The organism is Wolbachia endosymbiont (group A) of Portevinia maculata (assembly GCF_964028525.1).
Taxonomy (GTDB): Bacteria; Pseudomonadota; Alphaproteobacteria; order Rickettsiales; family Anaplasmataceae; genus Wolbachia.
In genome coordinates, this window is the sequence record NZ_OZ034786.1 from 433,533 (window position 1) to 455,974 (window position 22,442).

Below are 22,442 nucleotides of genomic sequence, written 5' to 3' on the forward strand. Positions count from 1 at the left end.
TTAGTGTTTGTAAATTAACTGTGTCTAAAACATAGACCACAAAGGAAGGGAAAATGCGTTTTAAACTAGAAAAGGAAGATGCCCCAGGTAAAGACTGTAGTAACGCAACTCGTTATGTGATAACTACTAAAGTAAGAGTAAATAACGAAACAACAGTTAGTCTACCTACTACATCTTACGTTATTATTGATGAGCCTAGAGGTCAGCGCCTTATTGTGATTGACTATAGCTGTGGAACACAAAAGGTGCTGAATGGTTTATCTCAAGGACTACAACTAAAGCTAGAAAAAGTAGGAGATGACAACAAGTTAGCTTTGGTTACTGACTCAGGTGAATATTACTATTATTACCATGATGGCAATATTATTAATATAGCTACTATTGATTTTATACCTCAATCCCGCAAGAATGGTGAATATGTTCATGTATATGATTATGATACACGTTCTATAAAATTTAAACCACTTGAAAGTAGTAAGGTTTTAATAGATCCAAAAGATGTAATAAGTAGTAAAAATATGAGTCTTATTGGCAATAGACTTGATATACGAATTGGAGACAATTTTTTTAAGGGATCGGAAAATCAATTATACCAATCTTACAGGAGTGTTGAGGTATATAATTCCACTGGTAGTAAGGTTGGTATGTTGAATAATGTTGTTCCAATATTCGATCGGAGAAGTGATGATTTCAAATTATTTCCTTTTCATGGAATAAAGAGATTGAATGTGAAAAATAGCTATTTCGCAACAGAAAAATTAGGTAATAATTATGTTGGCTGCATATCAGATGAAAATAGCGAATGTAAGAATTTTTATGGTTTAAAACCTGATTTTGTAGGATATAACTACAGCCATAACTTAGATTTATATCCTTATTATTATAACTTAGAAAATTTTGGTAACTTTTTGGAGGTTGATGTGGTGAATACTAGAGAATTTGAAGACTTAAAAGCAGAAGTTCAACATTTAAAAGAGCAAATTAAGCAATTAAGACATACAGAACAAGTAGAAGGAATGCCTAGACTTCCAGGTTATCGAGGTCCTCCAGGTGATAAAGGTCTAAGAGGTTATGAAGGTTTTCCAGGTCCTAGAGGTATTCCAGGTATTCCAGGTATTCCAGGTGAAAAAGGTAGACAGGGCGAGCCTGGGTCGCCAGGCTTTAGAGATCATTCAGGTCTTCCAGGTGAAAAGGTTATCCAGGTCCTAAAGGTGAGCCAGGAAGAGATGCAAAGCCCGAGAATGTGGCAGCTATTTTATTATCAAGTGAACTAGAAAGATTCGAAAAAGCGCTGTTTAATACACCTATAACTGAATTAAAAGGTAAAACACTTAATAACTATGTTACTCAAGACCTGCCGAAGGAAATTGCAAATAATAAAAACTTAAAAAAAAGTATAAAGGGTGAAAAGGGCGATCAAGGATTAAGAGGAGAAGTTGGTTCTCCAGGTCCAGTAGGTCCTAAAGGTGAGCCAGGTTATCCAGGTCCTCAAGGTCTAAGAGGTGAGAAAGGTTATCCAGGTCAAGATGGTAGAGACGGAACCCCTGGTCCTAAAGGACTAGATGGACCTCCTGAGCCAAGAGGTTTGCCAGGTCAAGGAGGCGAACCAAGACCACGTGGTCTCGATGGGCTGCCAGGCATACCTGGAGAAAAGGGCCAAAAAGGCGAGTTTTATGCAGTCTCAGGACTAACAGGAAAGCCAGGTCCTAAAGGGGATCAAGGTCATCCAGGTCTAAACGGGTTGCCTGGAGAGAAAGGTGACAAGGGTGATCAAGGTTATTCGGGTTACGGCTATCCAAGCCAAAAGGGTGATCCAGGTGCACCTGGATCACCAGGACTAGATGGAATGCCTGGAGGACCAAAAGGTGAAAAAGGAGAAGCTGGTGGCCCACAAGGTCCAAAGGGAGAAAAGGGAATGCCAGGGTTGAGTATAACGAGTCCAAAAGGAGATCGTGGAGAAACGGGATTGAAAGGCTCAAAGGGGGATATAGGGCCACAAGGCCCTAAAGGCAAACAAGGTGATTTAGGGCTTATAGGGCCACAAGGCCCAAGTGGAGCGAAGGGAGAGAAAGGTAATGAAGGTAGTAGTGGTCCTAAAGGGCTGAGAGGTTGGAAAGGTGAATCTGGTTTGCAAGGTAAAGAAGGAGCGCAAGGTAAAGCTGGTAAAGATGGAACCCCGGGTTCTAAAGGAGCAGATGGAGCTCAAGGTCTTAGAGGTCCAGTAGGTCCAAGAGGCTTTAATGGCACGCAAGGAGAAAAAGGTGCTCAAGGTCCAAGTGGAGCAAAGGGAGCGCAAGGTAAAGCTGGTAAAGATGGAACCCCGGGTTCTAAAGGAGCAGATGGAGCTCCTGGTCTTAGAGGTCCAGTAGGTCCAAGAGGATTTAATGGTACGCAAGGTGTACAAGGAGAAAAAGGTGATCTTGGTCTCAAGGGAGATAGAGGTGAAATTGGAGCACCAGGAATGGATGGATTGCCAGGTCTACAAGGCTTTAATGGCACGCAAGGAGAAAAAGGTGCTCAAGGTCTAGTAGGTCCTAAAGGTGATAAAGGAGATTCAGGTCCAGTAGGTCCTCAAGGAGTAGATGGAGCGCCAGGTGTGTCTGGTAATAAAGGGGATACTGGGTTGCCAGGAATGCCTGGAGAAAAAGGTGACCAAGGAAATGCAGGTCCAAGAGGCCCTCAAGGAAATAAAGGTGATCAAGGTTTAGTAGGTCCACAAGGTTTCAAGGGAGATAAAGGAGAACAGGGTATACAAGGTCCTAGAGGTTTCAAGGGCCTCTCTGGTTCAAGAGGCGCAAAGGGTGAACAAGGGCATAGTGGCATGGATGCAAATCCTGAAGAAGTTGCAGATAAGCTAGTCACTACTAGAGCCACTGGGTTTAAGGAGATGATGCTTAACTTCACTGATTCCAGTGGAAAAATGTTAATGGAAGAACTTGCAGGCAGTTTAAGTCTGCATACTGGGGTTGCACAAAAATTAATTGACAATGAAACCATTGCGAATAAAGTACTTGAATATCGTGATAAAGGTGGAAATTTACTGCTAGAGCAACAGATTATAGGAAGACTTTATGATGAAAATATTCACGAAGGAATAGCTACTAAACTAATTGATGACAGAGCTCAAGATTTAGCAGACGCGTTACTAAGTAGTGCTGACAATGATACATTGGTAGAGAAACTTGCAAACAGTACTGAGCTAACAAAAAGCATTTCAGAAGAATTAAGGAAAAATCCAGGAAAAGTTCAAGGACCAAAAGGTGGTAAGGGAGATAAAGGAGCAGATGGAGCGCCAGGAATACCTGGAGAAAAAGGTGACGAAGGTATACAAGGTTCTCAAGGCTTTAATGGTACGCAAGGGGAGAAAGGTTCTCAGGGTCTAAAAGGGGATAAAGGTGAATTTGGAGCACCAGGAACAGATGGATTGCCGGGAGCAAAGGGAGATACAGGTCCTCAAGGTCTAGTAGGTCCTAGAGGTGATCAAGGGGATATGGGTGCAAAAGGAGTAGATGGATTGCCAGGTCTACAAGGCTTTAATGGCACGCAAGGAGAAAAAGGTGCTCAAGGTCTAGTAGGTCCTAAAGGTGATAAAGGAGATTCAGGTCCAGTAGGTCCTCAAGGAGTAGATGGAGCGCCAGGTGTGTCTGGTAATAAAGGGGATGCTGGTCCTAAAGGCGATATGGGTGATAAAGGGGATACTGGGTTGCCAGGAATGCCTGGAGAAAAAGGTGACCAAGGAAATGCAGGTCCAAGAGGCCCTCAAGGAAATAAAGGTGCTCAAGGTCTAGTAGGTCCTAAAGGCAACACAGGAGCGCCTGGTCCTAAAGGCTCAAAGGGAGAAGATGGAATAGGTGCTGCAGTTGCTGATCAGTTTCTGCGCAAGATGAATCAAACAAAAATTGAAATTCAGAACGCTCAGAAAGCAGCAGAGGTAGCTAAAAGCGCTTCTGAAAAATCTGCCAAAGAAGCTAAAGATTTTAAAGAAGAGGCTGACAATTTTGTTGATAAAGCATTTCGATCAGAACAAAATACTCAAGCACTTTATAGTAAGGTAAAGGATATATTTTGTAAAACAAAACCTACAGATCAAGTTTGTACTGCACGTATAAAGAAGAGGGAAATTAAAAATTCAGACAATCTGCCAGTGACAAGTGGAGCAGGTAGACCAACTTCATTTATATCTCAAGTAATAAATTTCTTTTATCCTTTTGTAAAACAAGATGAATATAAAATAGAGAATAAAATACAAGAGCTTAATCAAGTGGCAAAAGTAATGGATGCAGCAGATATTGCTATAAAATTTGAAAAAGTATTAGAAGAAACAGCTTCAAAATGCGGCATTCCAAAGAAAAGCCTAAATTTTGATCCAGTAAAACTACAGTCAACCATTCTAGATAGGTCATTATTTAATGATGAAAGTCGTAACGAGCTGTTAAAACTCTTATATTTATCTGCAAAAAAATCATGTCCAAATTACAAACAAACTGATAGATTTTTGACTACTTTCAAAGATCGTATGGAAAGAACATTAGAAAACAATGAGCAACAAAGGGGGTTTGTTAATATTGAGAAAACAGCAACAGATAACGAGCAGCCAAGGAGTTTTATGAGCGATGTCACTCCTCCAAGTAGTTTCAAGGCGATTGATCTGAAGGCTGTTAATTGTTTAAGGTAATAGTATGGGAAATACATTTAGAATAGATAATAAAGATCCGCTCTATAAGAAGCTGATTAAACTTCCTACTGCATATTACAGGTTAGAGATTAATAACAACAAGTATACTATTCGTTCACACATTGGTACGGCTGAGTTGGGTGATACTATTAGTGATTTAAAGTTACAGAAGCTGGGTGATAAAATAGTTTTATATAAGGGAAAATCACCTCTGAAAGTGAAAAATAAAGATGGTGAAGAAGAGAATCTTATTATAGAGCAAGAAGATATCATAAGTGCAAACAGGGACAATATTATAGAAAAGCTTAGATCAAAACCAATAGAGATTTCGCTTTACCACATAGAAGACATTCCATATTTTGGTGCCAAATTACCCATTTCTAGACACAGTACAACAACTGAAGTACTAAACTTCATCAATTTTAATGATGAAAATGATCCAGTACTACAGAAGATCAAAGGAGAAAATGGTGGACTTTATTTTACAATAAAAGATGACAATATCTATATATCAGACAAAAATGGAAAGTGTCTTCCAGTGTGTAAAGATGACAGCTGCTATAAGTATCAATACACAAAAGATAAATGTGGTGTATTAACAATAAGTGATGTATCAACAATAATAGGCAATTTAACCGAGACTAACAACGAAAAGCAGAAATTCACTTTGCAAAAAGGGGAAGAGTTATCGGATAACATCTATGAAGCAAATGTTGCCTTGAATGATAAGCCCATAGCTACTTTACCAAAAATAGGTTACTACATGCTCGATGATCAATTGGTCATGCGTAATCATGTTACGAAAGAGGAGGTAATTGTCCCAAGGGATTTTCACTATTTAAAAGTTGTTAAATTTAATAATGATGATTATAAATTAACGTTTTGTAATTTTTTAGGTAATAAATTCTTTGAATATAAAAAATACGATCCACAGTATTCGAACGTTTCAGATGAATATAAATTCATAAGTTTGAGTTGTATGAAAGAAAAACGTAACCTAAATCTTGGTGAGTTACTTAGCCATCGGCCATCGTTTTTTATTACAGAAGGAATTGCTGAACCAGATTCTCTAGGTAACCATCAAGCTGTAGTGTTCGAAGTAATAAATAGTGGAAAGGGTGAAAAAAAGGCTACATTGACTGATGAATTTGGTTATTTTGATAAAAATAATAAGTTTCACTATTATGATTATCATAAAAAAACGGAATATGATACTTATGATTCTTCTGAGATTAATCTAAAAGAAATGTATAAATGGACAGATAAAAATAGCGAATTTTGTTTTGCAGAAGATAACAATATAATTCTTCATACTATTCCAGAGTTATTGTAATTATGCACACCAAATTAAGGAAGAATGAAGCGAAAGAGGGATAGGTTATAGGATGACAGAAGTTGGCTTTATTAGCTATAGGTGGTATGATACTTAGTCAATTTAAGTAAGCAGATGATCTTAGCTACAAAAGTATTTTTTACCTCATTTGTTTTTGGGTTTATTCTTTTTCCCTATTTTATAAAGCTTCTAAAAAAAATAAGTAAAGATGGGCAACCAATTAGATCATGTGGACCAGAAAGTCATTTAATAACAAAAAAGAATGTACCACCTATGGGCGGAATAATAATACTGATTTCTTCTTTATTACCAATTTTACTCTGGGCTCAGTTAACACTAGAAATTTTGCTGCTGATATTGATAACTCTATTTTTTGCTCTACTTGGATTTATTGATGATTATTTAAAATTGAAGACAAATCACTATCGAGGTTTAAGTGCAAAAACCAAAATACTTATTCAGTTTATTGTAACTCTGGTTAGTATGTCTATACTTAAGCTATACTCTGCTGAAGGTTTTACAAAAACGTCTCTATTTAAAGGAGTAATAATCGACTTTGGCTATCTATATGTTCCGTTTGCTGCGTTTGTAATTGTCGGCTCTGCTAATGCTGTGAATCTCACAGATGGTTTGGATGGCCTTGCTGCAACTCAAGTCATCACTTCCTTTGCTTTTTTGGGGCTAATTGCATATATAACTCAAGCAGATATGAATATTACTTTATTCTGCATTGCATTTATAGGAGCTATTTTAAGTTTCTTGTGGTTTAACACACATCCAGCAAAAATATTTATGGGTGATGTTGGAAGCCTGTCAATTGGTGCAGCTTTAGGGTTAACTAGCGTTTTAATGAAGAGAGAAATGCTTTTTGCCGTTATTGGAATAATCTTTGTAATAGAGACTCTATCTGTGATTATTCAGATATCATATTTTAAATATACAAAGTTTAAATATGGAGAAGGAAAAAGAGTTTTTCTTATGGCACCAATACATCATCACTTTGAGAAGAAGGGATGGTCAGAAAATGTAATCGTTATGAAATTTTGGATAATTTCTATTATCTGTTCAGTTTTTACTATAACTTTCTTATTATAAAAACCTATGAAATACCCAGACTTTACATTAGAAAATAAATTATCAGGAGTGATAGCAGGAGTGGATGAAGTTGGAAGAGGTCCGCTAGCTGGTCCAGTAATATCCGCAGCCGTAGTGTTTATTGATAGAAATACAATTATTGATGGAATCAACGACTCGAAAAAGTTGACTCCTCAATGTAGGCAAGTCCTATATGAAAAAATAACATCCGTTGCAAAATTTGGTATAGGAATGGCAAGCGTAGAAGAAATAAATTCATACAATATCTTGCAAGCAACAAAACTTTCAATGAAACGTGCGTTGATAGACCTGGACCTAGAATTAGATTATGTGCTAGTTGATGGTAATCAACCACCTGAAGTGAAATGGCAAGTGAAATCCATAGTAAATGGTGATAATTTGAGTACATCAATTGCAGCAGCTTCAATCGTTGCAAAAGTTACGAGAGATCGGCTTATGCAAGAATTGCACAATAAGCATCCTGAATATAATTGGTATAAAAATAAAGGATATGGGACAAAAGAGCACCTTAACGCTATTGGCCTTTATGGAATTACAGAACATCATAGAAAAAACTTTGCACCCATATCTCGGGCATTATAGCCTTTAGATAGTAATCACTTACCTTTTTTGAAAGGCATGTTTTCATTAAATAGGCAAACTGTACTTGATCCATTCCTTAAGGTAAACACTGAACTCACCCTTTCGATTATCAGGTAGTTGTCAGCTGTACGGAAGTTTACTAAAGACTCATACCCTGCAGAATCAACCATAAAAACTGCCGGGAAATCAGAGTTTATTTTATTGAATTGTAGATATGTAAATTTTCCGTCATCAAAAACCTTAATTGGTATTATTGACTGACTGCCTTTAACGTGCGAGATGGAATAATTAAAATTTAAGCCCTTCTTTACAACTTCAATGTCGTTTATATCAGGAATAATGGTATGACTAGCTTGTTCGAAGATATCGCCGTTATTTGTTGTGTAAATCTCATCACTGCTAAATAATGGATAAAGAAACCTTACTTCATATGCTAATTTTGGATCATCTAGTCCAGTTGCTTCTTCAGCATGAAGTTCAAAGTAATAAACTCTTTTATTGGTAATTATAGTTGCGTTAGTATCGGCAATATCATCTATAGGCTTAATAAACAATCTGTTACCTTGAGGAAGGAGTTGCCAACCAGTTGAATCACCCATTGAAAGGTTTTGTATTACCTCCCCTGGTTCAAACAATATGCTGGATTGATAACCATAAAAACCCGTATACTTATGTATAGCTTGTGGGTTATAATTTATTACCTTTATGTGATTATCTCCAGCTATTGAACGTGGCTCCTGTTTTGCAAGTGCATCACTACCACAAAAAAACAACAGTACGGCAAACAGTAAACCAATCATAATATCAAAATAAATTAATCTTCATTTTATCATTGATAGACATGCACTGCAACTGTTAAGCTGTACTATAAACCCCAATTATAGGTTAGCAAGGGGTAGAAAAGGCAAGAAATAAGGCAAACTCCTTAAATACTTTAGAACTACAGGAGGCTTCACCTGAACGGATATACTTGGAATCCTGCCATTTTCACTTCGTAAACATACCAAGAATTCTGTCCATTATTCCACCCATATTTGCTTCAGCTTGAGTATACTCTATTTTACCACCGTGCAAGATTAGTTTAATATCTGATCCAGGTGATATATTAACAAATTTACTGCCAACAACTCCACTGCTAGTGATCAGAGCTGAACTATCAATTGGCAATTTTATGTCTCTGCTTATACACATGTCGATTCGTGCTACGTAGGTAGCTTTGTCAAGTGATACACCAGTTATGCTTCCAACGTCCACACCAGAGATCTTGACACTATCACCAACTCCTATACCGTTAGCGTTAGCAAAAAGACCATATATTTTATAGCAATCCTTGTAGTTTTTCTTTATGTAAGATAGCTTATCAATAGCAAAGAAAACCAGAAAAATAGTGAAAATTAATACAAATAATCCAGCGGTTATTTCAAGTATATTTGACCTTCGCATCTTTAGTTATCAGGACTCCAGCTTTTATAGTAATTTTTCACTTTTTGGTTTGGATAGTATGCATCTTTTGTACCCGTTAAATTAGGAGTATGTTTTACTTTTCTTTTTTTATTATTAACTGGTACTACATTATCAGTATAGTGAAGCCATATATGCCATTCCGGAGACACTGTTGTAGGCTCAGAAACACTGCTATACATAACCCACCTTTTTCCTTTACTTGATTCATAATAAGAATTTCCATTTTCATCTCTTCCTACAAATTTATCTTCTCTTCGTAATAGGCGTTTTATTGCGTTACAAATTTTAGATAACATAAGAGTATTAAAACAAAAAGTATTATATATACTAATACTTTAACGATATATTAACAACAATTTAATGCAATTACCAATTTTACAAGTTATTATACCAATAATTGCATCAATGTTTTGCTTTCTTACCAAGAAACACAAGGTATCTTGGTTTATTTCTTTTATTGCAACAACAATCACTCTTATCATTTCATCGATACTACTCGTTAAAACATATAAAGGCGAGATTATAACTTATCACCTTGGAGACTGGGCTCCTCCGTACGGCATAGAGTTAAGAATCGACGTGTTAAACTCCTTGATTCTAACTTTGGTGAATTTTATAGCGCTGATAAGTGTGCTTTATAGCTTTTATATTAACGAAAAAGAAATTAGCAAAAACAAAATCACTGGTTTTTACTCTCTATTTCTACTGTGCTTAAGCGGACTGCTCGGAATTCTAGTAACAAACGACATATTCAATCTTTATGTTTTTTTGGAAATTTCATCTCTTTCTTCTTATGTATTAGTTTCAATGGGAAGGGATAAAAAAGCCTTGGTTGCAGCATTTGAATATCTAATTAGTGGCACTATAGGGGCAACGTTTTACTTGTTTGGTGTTGGGCTTTTGTACTCCATGACAGGAACGCTCAATATGTCTGACATGGCTGAAAGAATAGTTCCATTATACGATAACAACATCATAAAACTTGGCACATTGTTCATTTTTGTTGGTCTCTCAATTAAAATGGCACTGTTTCCATTAAGCAGGTGGCTGATTAATGCATATAGTGAGGCGCCAAGTTTCATTAGCATATTCTTTTCAGGCACAGTGACAAAAGTGATGATATATGTTTTCATTAGGATCTTCTATACTGTTTTCCATCAGAATTTCTTCTTATTTAAACCATCACTAAGCAACGTGATAATTATCCTCGCACTTTGCGCTGTTATATTTGGGTCAATATCTGCAATAACTGCAAAAGATATAAGAAGACTGCTTGCTAATTCTAGTGTCAGCCAAATTGGTTATATAATTTTAGCACTGAGTTTTAACTCAAAAACAGGTGTATTTGCAGCAATTCTTCACATAGTAAACCACAGCATAATAAAAACATCTTTATTCATGGCTGCAGGATGTATTTCTTACAAATTTGATACAACAAAAATAGAGAATTTATCGGGACTCAAGAAATCAATGCCTTATACAGCACTTGCGTTTACTCTACTTAGTTTAGCATTAGTCGGTGTGCCGCTAACAAATGGCTTTGTAAGCAAATGGTATATAATGAAAGCAGTTATAGAATCTCGCGCGTGGATTTCCCTGATAGCTTTTGCTGCCGGTTCTTTTCTTGCACTAATATACATGTGGAAGATGGTAGAGAAAATGTATTTTGAAAATAGTGCAGCATCAAGCGCTGGAATGACACTAGGCAAAATTAATGATGTGCCATTTCCTATGCTTTTCTGTCTATTGTTTATGGCAGCTTTAACAATAGTAACTGGAATATATAGCACTCCAATTCGGTTAGTAGTTGAGAAGTTGGTTTTTTGATTTTTATCTTTGTTTCATATTTTACTATACTTTAAGGTTATAAGTGTGGATAGGCTGAAGAAGATTCATTGGTTATTAGTCATTAACGTGATAGTGCTGTTTTGCGTTGGCATTGCTGTTCAATACTCTTCTGCTGGAGGAAAGTGGGTACCATTTGCAATTCACCAAATAGTCATATTTTCCTTCTTTTTCCTACTCGCTATAGCTATGTCATTCATAGAGCTAGATTTTTATTTGAAGCACGCCTACTTTTTTTATATAGCAGCAGCGATTTCGCTATTAGCAGTAAATTTTTTTGGCTCGCACATAATGGGTGCGACGAGGTGGATAAGAATTGGGTCAATTAGTTTGCAACCATCAGAATTTGCAAAAGTAGGCTTAATACTTGCGCTTGCTCGTTATTTTGATAAGCAAAGTGTGTATAAAATGATGGAATTTAAAAGATTGCTTAAGGCGGTAATAATTATTTTCTTGCCTGTATTCTTGGTGTTAAAGCAACCTAATTTAGGCACAGCTGTGATAATGTTGTTTATAGGAGCATCAATTATATTCACAGCAGTAATAAAAAGAGCTCATTTAGTAATTTGTGGGACGCTTGGCATTTTTGCAGTACCGGCTATTTGGCCTTTTTTACGTCCTTATCACAAGCAAAGGATATTGTCGTTTTTGGATTCATCAGTGGATCCACTTGGAATAGGTTATAATGCGCAGCAATCTCAGATAGCTATTGGTTCAGGAGGTTTGCTTGGTAAGGGCTTTGTTAACGGAAGTCAAACTCAACTTGGATTTTTGCCGGAGAAACGTACGGATTTTGCTTTTGCAGTGCTGAGTGAGGAGTGGGGCTTTTTAGGTAGCATGGCTTTAATTTTGCTTTATACCTCATTACTTGGCATAATTTTCTCTATCGCTTATAGGTCGAAAAATTATTTTTCTAAGTTAGTATCTATCGGGATTTTTGCTTTTTTTGGCGCTCATTTTTTTATAAACATTGGAATGTCAATAGGCCTCTTGCCTGTGATAGGCGATCCACTGCCATTTCTTTCCTATGGAGGAAGTACAACTGCTGCAAGCTTGATATGCATAGGATTATTGCTGGCAATAAAAGCAGATGAACAACAAAATGCTTGTATTTCACCTATGCTAAAGTAAAATTAAACTTTACTTAATAGTTTTTATGCTAGATGAAATGCGTGAGGAATGTGGAGTATTTGGTATAAGCTGCAATAACGATGCTGCATTTAACTCTATACTTGCTCTCCACGCTTTGCAGCATAGAGGTCAAGAGTCTTTTGGCGTAGTAACCAGTAACAACGATAAGCTGCACTCTTATCACTTTCAAGGTCAAGTGAGCAGCGTATTTGATGATATAGATGAAATAAAGAAATCCTTACCTGGAGATTGTGCAATAGGTCACGTTCGATACTCAACAAGTGGTAGTAAATTTGGAGTGCAGCCCATGCTTGGCAAAAGTGGCAAATTTGGGGATTTTGCCATAGCACATAATGGTAATTTAATTAATATTTCTCCGATACGCGAACAATTAATTAAACAAGAGTGCGTTTTTCAGTCAGATATTGATACAGAAGTAGTAGTGCATCTGACAGCAAGCGGTGAAAAAGATAGCTTTTTAGAGAGTTTTATATATGCATTAAAGCAAATACAAGGTGCTTATTCTTTTGTGGCAATCAATCAAGAAGTAGTTATTGGAGTACGTGATCCATCTGGAATCAGGCCTCTTGTTTTAGGAAAGTTAAACGGTTCTTACGTTCTTGCATCTGAAACTTGTGCTCTTGATATAATAAATGCAGAGTTTATTAGAGAAATAGAACCAGGCGAATTAGTTACCATCAGTTCGGATAGTAAGCTAGCCTCAATGTTTCCTTTCCCACAGCAAAAATCAAGTTTTTGTATTTTTGAATACGTTTACTTTTCGAGATCAGACAGCATAATGGAGAATAGGTCCATATATGATATAAGAAAAGAAATAGGAAGAATACTTGCAGAAGAGAGCCCACCAAAAAACAATGTAAATATGGTTGTACCAATACCTGATTCTGGAATACCTGCAGCTATTGGATATGCAAAGCATTCAGGATTACCTATGGAACTGGGGATAATTCGTAATCATTACATAGGAAGAACTTTTATACAACCAACCGCTGAAGTACGTAAAGTTAGAATAAAATTAAAATTCAATGCTAATAAGCACACTTTGAAAGGTAAAAACATAATTTTAATAGATGATAGTATAGTGCGTGGTAGTACGCTCAGAAATATAATAGTTATGCTAAAGGATGCAGGAGTAAAAGAGATTCACCTCAAAATTTCAAGCCCACCAATTAAGCATTCTTGTTTTTATGGAATAGATACGCCAGAGTGCAAAGATTTAATTGCTGCAAATAAATCTGTAGAGGAAATTAAGGAAGTTATAGGAGTAGATAGCCTAGCCTTCTTGAGTATTGATGGACTATATCAGGCTGTTAAAGGAGAGGTGCGTAACAATGCTACACCACAATATTGCGATGCTTGTTTCACTGGTGATTATCCGATTGGCAAATAGTCTACGCAAGATCTTAAGTTTAGAAAATCTTAAACCGCCAAAATTTCTCTTGGCCTTTACTAATTCCGATTCTTGGAGTGCACACATAATCCGGGTTGAGATGAGATTCATAAACACAAAATTTGTGGCTTATAGTAAGGTCCAGTTTATTGTGTTCTTTTGTAATGTTTAATCTTTTGCACAATATTCCTGGTCCGCCTAAGTTTGCTTCAAGCGGTTCAATGAGCTTTAATCCCCGTATTAACACTGCTGCTGGGAACCCTTCTGCTTCTGTTACAATATTTAAACAGTAATACATTCCATATATAAAATACACGTATGAAAACCCCGGCATACCAAACATTACTGAGGTTCGGTTAGTATAGCCTCTTGCCGCGTGACAAGCTGGGTCATTCATTCCTATATAGGCTTCAACTTCGGTTATTATTCCACTAAAGTTAGAAAATTTGAGGACTTTTCCCAATAACTCTCCAGCTACAGTTAAGGTCGGCCGCTCGTAGAAATTTCTTGGTAGTATTGTGCTACCCATTTTTTATTTTTGTTCTGAGGTTCTATATAGAATTCAGTTTAAGAATTTCTGGATCCCAGTGTCAAGCACTGGGATGACAAGAAGGGGAGCTACTTGAATGACAAGAAAATGGTACTGGCATAATAAGAAAGAAACACTGAGATGGTGAAAGAGAGAATATACGCAAGCAGCACTCATAGGGTAGCGCGTGACGCTGGAATCCAGTTTTTTCCTATTACCACAAACCATAGCTTAATTAGTTAGAATAGCATAACTAGCGAATACGAAATGGAGAAGTTTTAATTTGAACTACAGTTTCAGTGCTATTTAACATATATGCCTTTATACACAAAAATGCCAGTATATGATATTATGCCAATCAATATATAATTGAATTATGGTAAAAAAGCTCTCTAATATTAAAGGCTCAAATACTCCTTTGCTTGATCAGTTAGAACGCGCCCCCTTGGTGTGCGCTTTACAAAACTAATTTTGATTAAATAAGGTTCTACTGTTTCTTCAATATTGCCAACATCCTCGGATAGCGCAATAGATATGGTGTCAATTCCAACAGGTCCTGAGGTGTTGAATAAAAATCTTAGATAATGCATATCAAGTTTATTGAGTCCCATTTTGTCTACACCCAATTTTAGCAATACAGAATCAGCGACTTCATAAGTGATTTTTTTATCATCTTTCACTTCAACAAAATCCCTTATTCTTCTGAGTAACCTCAAAGCAATTCTTGGAGTGCCACGTGCACGGCAGGCAATTTCCCGTGCTGCATTTTCTTCAATTTCAGTAGAAAGAACTCTTGCGCCTCTTTTTATAATATTAACCAGTTCTTCAAAAGAATAAAACTCAAGATGCAAGGGAATGCCAAAACGATCTCTGAGTGGCGCAGAAAGTAATCCAAGCCGTGTAGTTGCTCCGATTAACGTAAATGGTGGTAGATCTATCCTTAAAGTGCGAGTAGATGGACCTTCACCTACTAATATGTCCAAGCAAAAATCTTCCATAGCAGTATATAAAACTTCTTCGATGCTGCGATTTAATCTATGGATTTCGTCGATAAATAGAACATCTTTTGCATTTAAAGTGGTAAGCACTGCAGCCAAGTCCCCAGCTTTACTAAGTAAAGGACCAGAAGTTGCGCGGAAGCTGACCCTTAATTCTTTAGAAACAATTTGTGCTAAAGTTGTTTTGCCAAGTCCTGGGGGACCATACAATAAAACGTGATCTAAGGCTTCAGTTCTTGTCTGTGCAGCATTTATAAACACTTTTAAATTTTGTATTAAGTCTTTTTGCCCGACAAAATCATCAAGTTGTTCAGGTCTGATGTTGATATTGCGCACATCTTCAGTATATTCTTTATCGCACGATATTGATTTCATAATGTTTTAAGCGCCATGCGAATAATATCCTTGGTGTCCAGATTTGACGATTCGTCTTGTATTTTTTTTATCGTATCATAAGCTTTCATTTTTTCATACCCAAGATTGATCAATGCTGAAAGGGCATCTTCATTGATTGGATGAAAATTATTGTTATTTATTTCTAATTTACTCACTTTGCCACTTAATTCAGTGATGATTCGATTTATGAGTTTCATGCCAAGTCCACTCATCTTGAGTGCTACTTTATCTTCATTCATAATTGCCAAAAACAGCTGTTCTGGAGTTAATTTACTCAAAATTGACATTGCAGTTTTATAGCTAACACCACTTACTTTAACAAGCAACCTCAAGCACTGCTGTTCTTCTTTGCTTATAAAACCATATAGCTGAGCGACATTTTCTCTGTTATTTGCATAGGTTTCGATAAGTAATTTAACTCTACTTCCGATGGAACATGCATTTAAAATTTTGGCTGAGAGATACACCATATAGCCAACATCATTCACATTCAGGATTATGTGATCACTGCGCACTTCATCAACTATTCCGCTTAGATTTCCTATCATTTTTAGCACTGTATAGGGTTCAGTTTAAATACTCCTGGATCTTAGGTCAAGCAAACGAACATTATAACAGAGAGCCAAGTAGATCATAGAAACGAAAAACTTCCTTGACACATTTTGCCAACATTTGCCGCTTCAAGTCTGTCTGCTATGACTTTTATATACTGATAATCATTATACTCACACCCCGGTACCACCGTTTGAAAGCACAGTTCAATGAATTTTAGAAAGTTTATTTTGTCCATGATATAATGTTGAAACCAGCGCGTGACGCTGGGATGACAAAAAAAGGAGCACTGGAATGACAAGGCTATAGGTTGCAAGCGAGACGTCATACCGTGATTTATTCACGGTATCTCTTGGCATAGATCCCGCTAATAAGTAGCGGGATGACGAATTGCTTAATTGTCATACCGCCGCAGACCGTCATACCGCCGCGGTATCTCATCCGCTAACAAGAGATCCCGCTAACACGTAGCGGGATGACGATTCTTCAAATCGTCAAGGTGTCATCCGAGTAGCTTGACTACTTGGATCCAGAAAACTTAACTTTAAATAAGTGGCTGCATAATAAAGACTAGATTCCAGCGTCACGCGCTGGAATGACACCATTTTCGGTCTCTTAAATTGCTTTAGCTACAAACATTAAGAAATTTACCAAATGAAAAAAAAAGGCAAAAGAAGCCCTAGTCATTGTCTACTTTCAGTATTGGCGTTTTTTAAGTCTTAAACACTGCAATTTAGCTGCTTTTAAGTGCAACTAACCTTAACTAAAATGTTTAAGAAATTTACTAAGCAGAAAAAAAGGCAAAAGAAACCTCGTGGTAATTAGTGTTCACTCTCTAATCCTGCAAATTGGCGTACTATACTGTCTTAAACGACTTATAAGCGCGTTTCAGCTTGTGTGGGTAAAAACCTAGAAATGTTGTGAAGACATAAGGTGCACATAGTGCAAAAAATTAAAAATAAGACGCCAACTACGTTGTTTTCTTGCTGTTTAATCTGCACAGATGAAGATAACTGAATACCTTCAGTACCATGATAAGGGGGCTGGCGGAGTTTGTCAAGGAAGTTTTTTTGTTTCTATAGCTACTTGGATAGGTTATTTGGGCAATAGAGAATTTTACAAAAATCTATTTTTAACTTACACTGCAATTTTAAACCTACAACTTATGTACAACAGGCTTATAGTCAAATCTTTTTCAGTATTATGCATCTGTTTATTTGCTTTATACATAACACTGCCAAATTTCTTTGATAATAAGCTTTTTATTTCGAAAAAAAGAATAAACTTAGGCCTTGACCTGAAAGGAGGGGCATCTTTGCTTCTAAACATAGACTTAGACTTCTATTTTAAGGAAAAGCTAGGCATGCTAGCAGGTGAGATAAAAGAGACATTGCTAACAAAAAATATTGAATCTAACGTACAAAATAGCGAACAAGTAATTGTAACTTTAAATAATATTGATGATTATAAAAAAGCATCTGTGTTGATTAATGCGATAAATCCAAATTTAGAGCTAAATAGAAAAGATTCTTCAATTCTCATTTCGTATAAACCCCATTATAAAAATTCTTTGATCAGTGAAGTAGCTGCAGAATCAATAAACAATGTCCAGCGCCGTTTGGACAAACTTGGCACAAAGGAAGTCAGCGTTCAAAAACAAGGGCAGAATAAAATATTAGTGCAGGTGCCTGGAGTAGAAGACACCGAGCAGATAAAATCTCTGCTTGGCAAAACTGCTAAGCTAGCTTTTCATTTGGCAAACACTAACATAGCCAAGGTGCAGGATATAGATCACGAAACTACTGTCATGCTCAAGGATTCTTTAGGTAATTCTTATCCAATATTCCGCAAAACTGAAATAGGTGGCGATTCGCTGGTTAACGCATCAGTTAGATTTGGTCACTTAGGTAAACCAACAGTGCATTTTAAATTTGACAGCATAGCGAGTAAAAGATTCGCGAAAATCACTAAAGAAAATGTGGGAAAACCTTTTGCAATTGTTCTGGATAACACAGTCTTAACAGTACCTACAATACGTGAGCCAATTTTAAATGGAGAGGGAGAAATTAGCGGTAATTTCACTGAAAAACAAGCAAGCGAACTTGCAATACTTTTAAAATCTGGAGCACTGCCAGCACCACTTAAAATAATTGAAGAAAAAAACATTGGCCCAAGCCTTGGAGAAGAATCAATAAAGGCAGGGGAAATGGCAGCAACAATCTCTATTATAGCCGTGGCTTTATTTATAATTATCACTTACGGCAAATTAGGTATATTAGCTTCTGTTGCGCTTTTTTCTAATGTAATTCTTATATTATCAATTCTCACTCTGCTTGAAGCAACTCTAACTTTACCTGGAATTGCAGGTATTGCACTCACTGTCGGTATGGCGGTGGATGCAAATGTTTTAATATTTGAGCGAATTCGCGAGGAAATCAAATCTGGCAAGAGAGTGGAACGTGCTATTGAAGAAGGGTTTAAAAACGCTATAAAGACAATACTGGATTCAAATATCACAACACTCATTGCTGCAGGAATAATGTTCATTATTGGCAGCGGAGCAATTAGAGGCTTTTCTGTCACTTTATCAATAGGAATTTTATGTTCGATGTTTTCTGCAATCACAGTCACAAAACTCCTGATAGAGTTGTGTATGAACCCGAAGGAACTAGTGCTTTGTTAGTCAACCACCTTCATTCCCACAACGTTATATCCTGAATCGACGTGCAAAATTTCTCCAGTAGTGCCACTACTTAAGTCGCTTAATAAGTATAACGCTGCCTTGCCAACATCCTCTATTGTAACATTGCGTCTAAGCGGAGAATTATTTCTATTCCATTCTGATATGAAGTGAAAATCGCTTATTCCAGAAGATGCTAAAGTTCTGATTGGACCAGCGGAAATTGCATTTACTCTGATATTTTGTGGCCCGAGATCACATGCTATATATTTTACACTTGCTTCAAGTGCTGCTTTACATAAACCCATAACGTTATAATTTGGCATAACTTTTTCAGCGCCATAATAAGATAAAGTAAGTAAACTACCACCACCTGACATCATTTTTTCAGCTCTTTGCGCTAAAGCAGTGAAAGAATAGCACGATATATGCATTGCATTGAGGAAGTTATTCAGTGAAGTATTGACATATTTACCATCTAACTCATTTTTATCGGAGAATGCTATTGCATGCACCAAAAAGTCAAGAGTACCCCATTTTTTCTCTATTATTTCAAAAGCGTTATCTATGATTTTTTCATTTGAAACGTCACAGTGTAATATTAGCTCCACATTTAATTCATCTGCTATTGGTGATAGTTTTTCTTTTATTATTTCATTCTGGTAGGTGATTGCAAGTTCTGCCCCGTGCTCTGAGAGAGCTTTTGCTATACCGCATGCTATCGATCTCTTATTTGTTATTCCAGTTATTAACCCCTTTTTGCCTTGTAATAGACTTGTCATCATAGAACTATCTGTTTTTTATAATTTGGAGTATTAACTAGATAAAGTCAATTATGTTTTAAAACATTTTTTGCAGTAACTTGAAGTCTAATACCACTGTTAACAAAAAGGCAGCGATGAGAGTTTCTATAGGGAGAGTAGACCGGCGGACCTTCCCCGCCAGCCTCTCACAGAACTGTGCATGAAGTAGAGTGGGCAGCCAGCGAGTTACTTGTTAAGTACTTTTCCAACAACCCCTCTCCGAACCACGCATGATCGTTTCCGTATCACGTGGCTCTCCAATAATCTAACGTTTTAAGGAGTCACCATCATATTTTCCATATTGGATTTTCTTATGGCATTCATGACAAACAACAAGAGTCTTCCTCTGTCGTTCAATCATTCTCTTTTTCCATTTCGGTAGCTCAGTATTACGTTTACCTAGCAAATCAGCAAGTTTACGTACGTGATGTACTTCAATCTGCTCTTGTGATTTACATAATTCACAAGTTTGTGCCAATAGTCTTTGCTCTATTTCACTACGCTTATTCCATATTGGTATAAGGTTATCACTTATACTTACCCATTTATTCCATTTTAGTGACACAGCACCAAAGTGTGTAATTAATGGTATCTTTGATGGTAAACGATCTACTCTGACTTGGATGACTTTTCGTTTTTCACCTTCGTCGTTTTCAATCATTGCACCAAATTTTCTATAAATTTTCCTGCAAGTTGTTTTGTATTTAGATGCTAAAGTCTTTACTAATGATACTTCCATCACATACTTCAAATAACTTAGTGTGTGAAGGTTGTAGGCCATTTTGTAATATTGTACAATTCCTCGATATTCAGTTTGATACTGAGCAACAATACTGTAAGCTGTATCAAGTGTACGTTGAGGTAAATGTATAGGCTTTCCACAACGCATATATTCAGAACACTTTTTCTGCTTTATATGATGTGGTACACGTAACCCAATACTACCGTTAATACATCGTTGTGTCCGATGATCATGTTTATCATCTGCATGCAAGACGTGTATTTTATAACCTAAAAAATTGGCTTTGCTATCACACGCGTGTGTAATAAGCGTTTTATCTTCATTAAGCATAAGTTTGAGCTCCTCATTGAGGAATTTAGCAATCTCATTTTTAATTTGTTCAGCTTCATTTTTTGGTCCTGCAAACCCTACCAGAATATCATCAGCATACCTAACATACCAAAGACGTCGATAATTTAGATCACAAGAATCCTTAGATGGCATACCCTGCACTAATTGACGCAGTTGTTTTGCTTGATCCCAGTTCCCTTGTTTTCTCATCATCGATACTTGCATGGTTAACCTTAAATATTTTGGATTTGTCTTTCTTCGCTTACCTCGGTTATTTGCTGGTATTAGTATATGTTCCACATGTTTATCTAACCGATCGAGTAATATGTTACTCAAAATTGGACCAATAATAGAACCTTGTGGTACCCCACTATGACTCTTATTGTACTTCCAATTTTCCATATATCCTGCTTTTAGCAGTCGATTGATTAGCTGAATAAAACGGTTATCTTGGAAGCTTTCACTCAGTATTTTCAACAACATAGTATGATCAATTGAGTCATAACATGCACTGAGATCTCCCTCTATAAACCATTTTGTACCTCTGCCTTTTTGCATTACTGCTCTTAATGCAGTGTGGCATCCACGCTTTGGTCGAAATCCATGTGAACATTCACTAAATTTAGGCTCATAGTAGGCTTCCAATATTAATCGGATTACTTCTTGAAGTAACTTATTTGACCATGTTGGCAATCCTAACGGCCTGCGTTTACCACTCTTCTTTAAAATATAGATACGTTTTACTGGTGTCCACCGATATCGCTCATAGCGTAAATCCTCTATGATTTTATCGATTTTCTCCAAAGACATACCATCAACTGTTTCAGTTGTCACACCTTCTGTCATAGCACCTTTATTACGACAAAGTTTGCCATACGCTCGAAGGTAAAGATCACGCTGATAAAGTAGGCGATATACGTTTTTAACCGGCAAATTTCTTTGTCCACGTTCACGTATAATGTTAAGTATTGTTTCAGCTTTCCGCATCTTGCGTACCTCCCAATTTCAACATTCAATTATCTGTCACCCTTTGCCCTGTATGTGGCTTTCCCACGCTCCCCGGTGATTCGTTACTTTCACGACTACTACGATGACTCCGTAACCATAGAACTCGCGTTCCTTAGGTCATCCCATGTTCCGTCACTAAGAACTGTTCTAGATCAACTTAGGTTTTCCATTCATCCTCTTAAATAAGTTCACTACTTATCGTTCTACAGCCAGAATGTCACACAAACGAAAGTTTAATCTGTGCTTACCGTAGACATGGGGTTTTAAATGCGATACCCATGGATGTGAAGTCCCACCCCTGAAGATTAGAATTCAAGCAGTTTAGCTTTAACCATATTGATCAGGTGTTGCAAGCCGTTATCTTACACATCTTCAGATAACTCTCGCTTTACATACATGCTCTTGTCCTCCTTCCCTTTCGGGTTAAAGTTAGTTGTTCACCTCGAGGCCATTTATTCTGAACCCCGCTTAGCTCTGCTAAGTATTTCTTAATGCGTACCACGGCGCACCCTCTCGACTCACACAGCTCCCATTATTCGGCCCTTGCTACTAATTATAGCATAATCAAGGACTCTGTTTTAATCAATTGCTCATCCCATTTCTGGTTGACAAAACAATTAAAACTAAATCCCTTCGCTCCATTTCCATTACAGAGACTTCTTCACTACTACGCGCCCCTGTTTTTCGCATCGGTACTCTCACCCTTGGAGTTTAGCTCCTTGGATTTCTCCCTTATCATCGAAACGACAGGTTCCCGCAGTTCCACGCAATAGCCCAAAATAGATTCACGCCACCTCTATGCCGGACGCCACCTATCCGGTAAACAAGCTCCCGATAGATTTATCCC

17 protein-coding genes are annotated in these 22,442 nt (G+C 37.0%); 9 read left to right on the top strand and 8 right to left on the bottom strand.

The genetic code is table 11. The features are described from left to right. Positions 1-53 precede the first annotated feature (53 nt). The 5 genes from ABWU36_RS02230 (at position 54) to ABWU36_RS02250 (ending at position 7,706) form a co-directional block, all read left to right on the top strand. Positions 54-1,274, top strand: a complete 1,221-nt coding sequence (locus tag ABWU36_RS02230; RefSeq protein WP_353272946.1) for a collagen-like protein — start codon at positions 54-56, stop codon at positions 1,272-1,274. After that, on the top strand, positions 1,244-4,675 hold the full coding sequence (locus tag ABWU36_RS02235; RefSeq protein ID WP_353272947.1) for a hypothetical protein: 3,432 nt from the start codon (positions 1,244-1,246) through the stop codon (positions 4,673-4,675). Before ABWU36_RS02230 ends, ABWU36_RS02235 begins: the two co-directional genes overlap by 31 nt. 4 nt (positions 4,676-4,679) lie before the next feature. Then, a complete protein-coding gene (locus tag ABWU36_RS02240; protein WP_353272948.1) occupies positions 4,680-6,008 on the top strand; it encodes a hypothetical protein in 1,329 nt (442 codons plus the stop codon). A gap of 114 nt (positions 6,009-6,122) precedes the next feature. Beyond that, positions 6,123-7,103, top strand: coding sequence for a phospho-N-acetylmuramoyl-pentapeptide-transferase (gene mraY, locus ABWU36_RS02245; RefSeq protein ID WP_253309561.1), 981 nt, complete (start codon positions 6,123-6,125; stop codon positions 7,101-7,103). A 6-nt stretch (positions 7,104-7,109) separates the two neighbouring features. Beyond that, entirely contained in the window at positions 7,110-7,706 is a 597-nt protein-coding gene (locus ABWU36_RS02250) for a ribonuclease HII (RefSeq protein WP_010082329.1), read from the top strand. A gap of 14 nt (positions 7,707-7,720) precedes the next feature. Here ABWU36_RS02250 and virB9 read toward each other — a convergent pair whose 3' ends face one another. The 3 genes from virB9 to ABWU36_RS02265 form a co-directional block, all read right to left on the bottom strand. Further along, positions 7,721-8,506 carry a P-type conjugative transfer protein VirB9 gene (virB9, locus tag ABWU36_RS02255; RefSeq protein WP_253309562.1) on the bottom strand — a complete coding sequence of 262 codons (786 nt, stop codon included), beginning with the start codon at positions 8,504-8,506 and terminating at the stop codon, positions 7,721-7,723. 187 nt (positions 8,507-8,693) lie between these two features. After that, the gene (gene mlaD / locus ABWU36_RS02260; RefSeq protein ID WP_264688362.1) at positions 8,694-9,149 is read right to left on the bottom strand and encodes an outer membrane lipid asymmetry maintenance protein MlaD; all 456 of its coding nucleotides are present in this window, start codon (positions 9,147-9,149) and stop codon (positions 8,694-8,696) included. Positions 9,150-9,151: 2 nt separating this feature from the next. Further along, positions 9,152-9,466: an NADH-ubiquinone oxidoreductase subunit NDUFA12 family protein gene (locus ABWU36_RS02265; protein ID WP_253309564.1), complete on the bottom strand. Its 315-nt coding sequence runs from the start codon at positions 9,464-9,466 to the stop codon at positions 9,152-9,154. Positions 9,467-9,530: 64 nt separating this feature from the next. Between ABWU36_RS02265 and ABWU36_RS02270 the strand changes: the two genes are divergently transcribed. Genes ABWU36_RS02270 through purF form a run of 3 tightly spaced genes read left to right on the top strand, consistent with a single transcriptional unit; the run spans position 9,531 to position 13,557 of the window. Beyond that, on the top strand, positions 9,531-10,997 hold the full coding sequence (locus ABWU36_RS02270; protein WP_253309565.1) for a proton-conducting transporter membrane subunit: 1,467 nt from the start codon (positions 9,531-9,533) through the stop codon (positions 10,995-10,997). 45 nt (positions 10,998-11,042) lie between these two features. Continuing rightward, a complete protein-coding gene (rodA, locus tag ABWU36_RS02275) occupies positions 11,043-12,146 on the top strand; it encodes a rod shape-determining protein RodA (protein ID WP_253309566.1) in 1,104 nt (367 codons plus the stop codon). A 25-nt stretch (positions 12,147-12,171) separates the two neighbouring features. After that, positions 12,172-13,557 (top strand): amidophosphoribosyltransferase, encoded by a 1,386-nt coding sequence (purF, locus tag ABWU36_RS02280; protein ID WP_353272949.1) that lies wholly within the window; start codon positions 12,172-12,174, stop codon positions 13,555-13,557. Positions 13,558-13,576: 19 nt separating this feature from the next. Here purF and ABWU36_RS02285 read toward each other — a convergent pair whose 3' ends face one another. The 3 genes from ABWU36_RS02285 to ruvA form a co-directional block, all read right to left on the bottom strand. Then, a complete protein-coding gene (locus ABWU36_RS02285; RefSeq protein WP_253309568.1) occupies positions 13,577-14,086 on the bottom strand; it encodes a DNA-3-methyladenine glycosylase in 510 nt (169 codons plus the stop codon). A gap of 398 nt (positions 14,087-14,484) precedes the next feature. Continuing rightward, a complete protein-coding gene (gene ruvB, locus ABWU36_RS02290) occupies positions 14,485-15,459 on the bottom strand; it encodes a Holliday junction branch migration DNA helicase RuvB (RefSeq protein ID WP_250296119.1) in 975 nt (324 codons plus the stop codon). After that, positions 15,456-16,028, bottom strand: a complete 573-nt coding sequence (gene ruvA / locus ABWU36_RS02295) for a Holliday junction branch migration protein RuvA (protein WP_353272950.1) — start codon at positions 16,026-16,028, stop codon at positions 15,456-15,458. Before ruvA ends, ruvB begins: the two co-directional genes overlap by 4 nt. A 1,169-nt stretch (positions 16,029-17,197) precedes the next feature. On the opposite strand from ruvA, the gene secD reads away from it, so the two are divergent. After that, the gene (secD, locus tag ABWU36_RS02300; RefSeq protein ID WP_265016790.1) at positions 17,198-18,715 is read left to right on the top strand and encodes a protein translocase subunit SecD; all 1,518 of its coding nucleotides are present in this window, start codon (positions 17,198-17,200) and stop codon (positions 18,713-18,715) included. Here the strand turns inward: secD and ABWU36_RS02305 are convergent. Together ABWU36_RS02305 and ABWU36_RS02310 are read right to left on the bottom strand one after the other, a co-directional pair. Further along, positions 18,712-19,497 (bottom strand): enoyl-ACP reductase, encoded by a 786-nt coding sequence (locus ABWU36_RS02305; protein WP_253309140.1) that lies wholly within the window; start codon positions 19,495-19,497, stop codon positions 18,712-18,714. The genes secD and ABWU36_RS02305 overlap by 4 nt on opposite strands. Positions 19,498-19,780: 283 nt before the next feature. After that, positions 19,781-21,574, bottom strand: a complete 1,794-nt coding sequence (locus tag ABWU36_RS02310; protein WP_253309139.1) for a reverse transcriptase/maturase family protein — start codon at positions 21,572-21,574, stop codon at positions 19,781-19,783. Between the last annotated feature and the right edge of the window lie 868 nt (positions 21,575-22,442).

Excerpts from the sequence above, each read along its gene's own strand:
- ABWU36_RS02230 (WP_353272946.1), top strand. The coding sequence starts at position 54 with ATGCGTTTTAAACTAGAAAAGGAAGATGCCCCAGGTAAAGACTGTAGT.
- ABWU36_RS02240 (WP_353272948.1), top strand. The coding sequence starts at position 4,680 with ATGGGAAATACATTTAGAATAGATAATAAAGATCCGCTCTATAAGAAG.
- mraY (WP_253309561.1), top strand. The coding sequence starts at position 6,123 with ATGATCTTAGCTACAAAAGTATTTTTTACCTCATTTGTTTTTGGGTTT.
- ABWU36_RS02250 (WP_010082329.1), top strand. The coding sequence starts at position 7,110 with ATGAAATACCCAGACTTTACATTAGAAAATAAATTATCAGGAGTGATA.
- virB9 (WP_253309562.1), bottom strand. The coding sequence starts at position 8,506 with ATGATTGGTTTACTGTTTGCCGTACTGTTGTTTTTTTGTGGTAGTGAT.
- mlaD (WP_264688362.1), bottom strand. The coding sequence starts at position 9,149 with ATGCGAAGGTCAAATATACTTGAAATAACCGCTGGATTATTTGTATTA.
- ABWU36_RS02265 (WP_253309564.1), bottom strand. The coding sequence starts at position 9,466 with ATGTTATCTAAAATTTGTAACGCAATAAAACGCCTATTACGAAGAGAA.
- ABWU36_RS02270 (WP_253309565.1), top strand. The coding sequence starts at position 9,531 with ATGCAATTACCAATTTTACAAGTTATTATACCAATAATTGCATCAATG.
- purF (WP_353272949.1), top strand. The coding sequence starts at position 12,172 with ATGCTAGATGAAATGCGTGAGGAATGTGGAGTATTTGGTATAAGCTGC.
- ABWU36_RS02285 (WP_253309568.1), bottom strand. The coding sequence starts at position 14,086 with ATGGGTAGCACAATACTACCAAGAAATTTCTACGAGCGGCCGACCTTA.
- ruvB (WP_250296119.1), bottom strand. The coding sequence starts at position 15,459 with ATGAAATCAATATCGTGCGATAAAGAATATACTGAAGATGTGCGCAAT.
- ruvA (WP_353272950.1), bottom strand. The coding sequence starts at position 16,028 with ATGATAGGAAATCTAAGCGGAATAGTTGATGAAGTGCGCAGTGATCAC.
- secD (WP_265016790.1), top strand. The coding sequence starts at position 17,198 with ATGTACAACAGGCTTATAGTCAAATCTTTTTCAGTATTATGCATCTGT.
- ABWU36_RS02305 (WP_253309140.1), bottom strand. The coding sequence starts at position 19,497 with ATGATGACAAGTCTATTACAAGGCAAAAAGGGGTTAATAACTGGAATA.
- ABWU36_RS02310 (WP_253309139.1), bottom strand. The coding sequence starts at position 21,574 with ATGCGGAAAGCTGAAACAATACTTAACATTATACGTGAACGTGGACAA.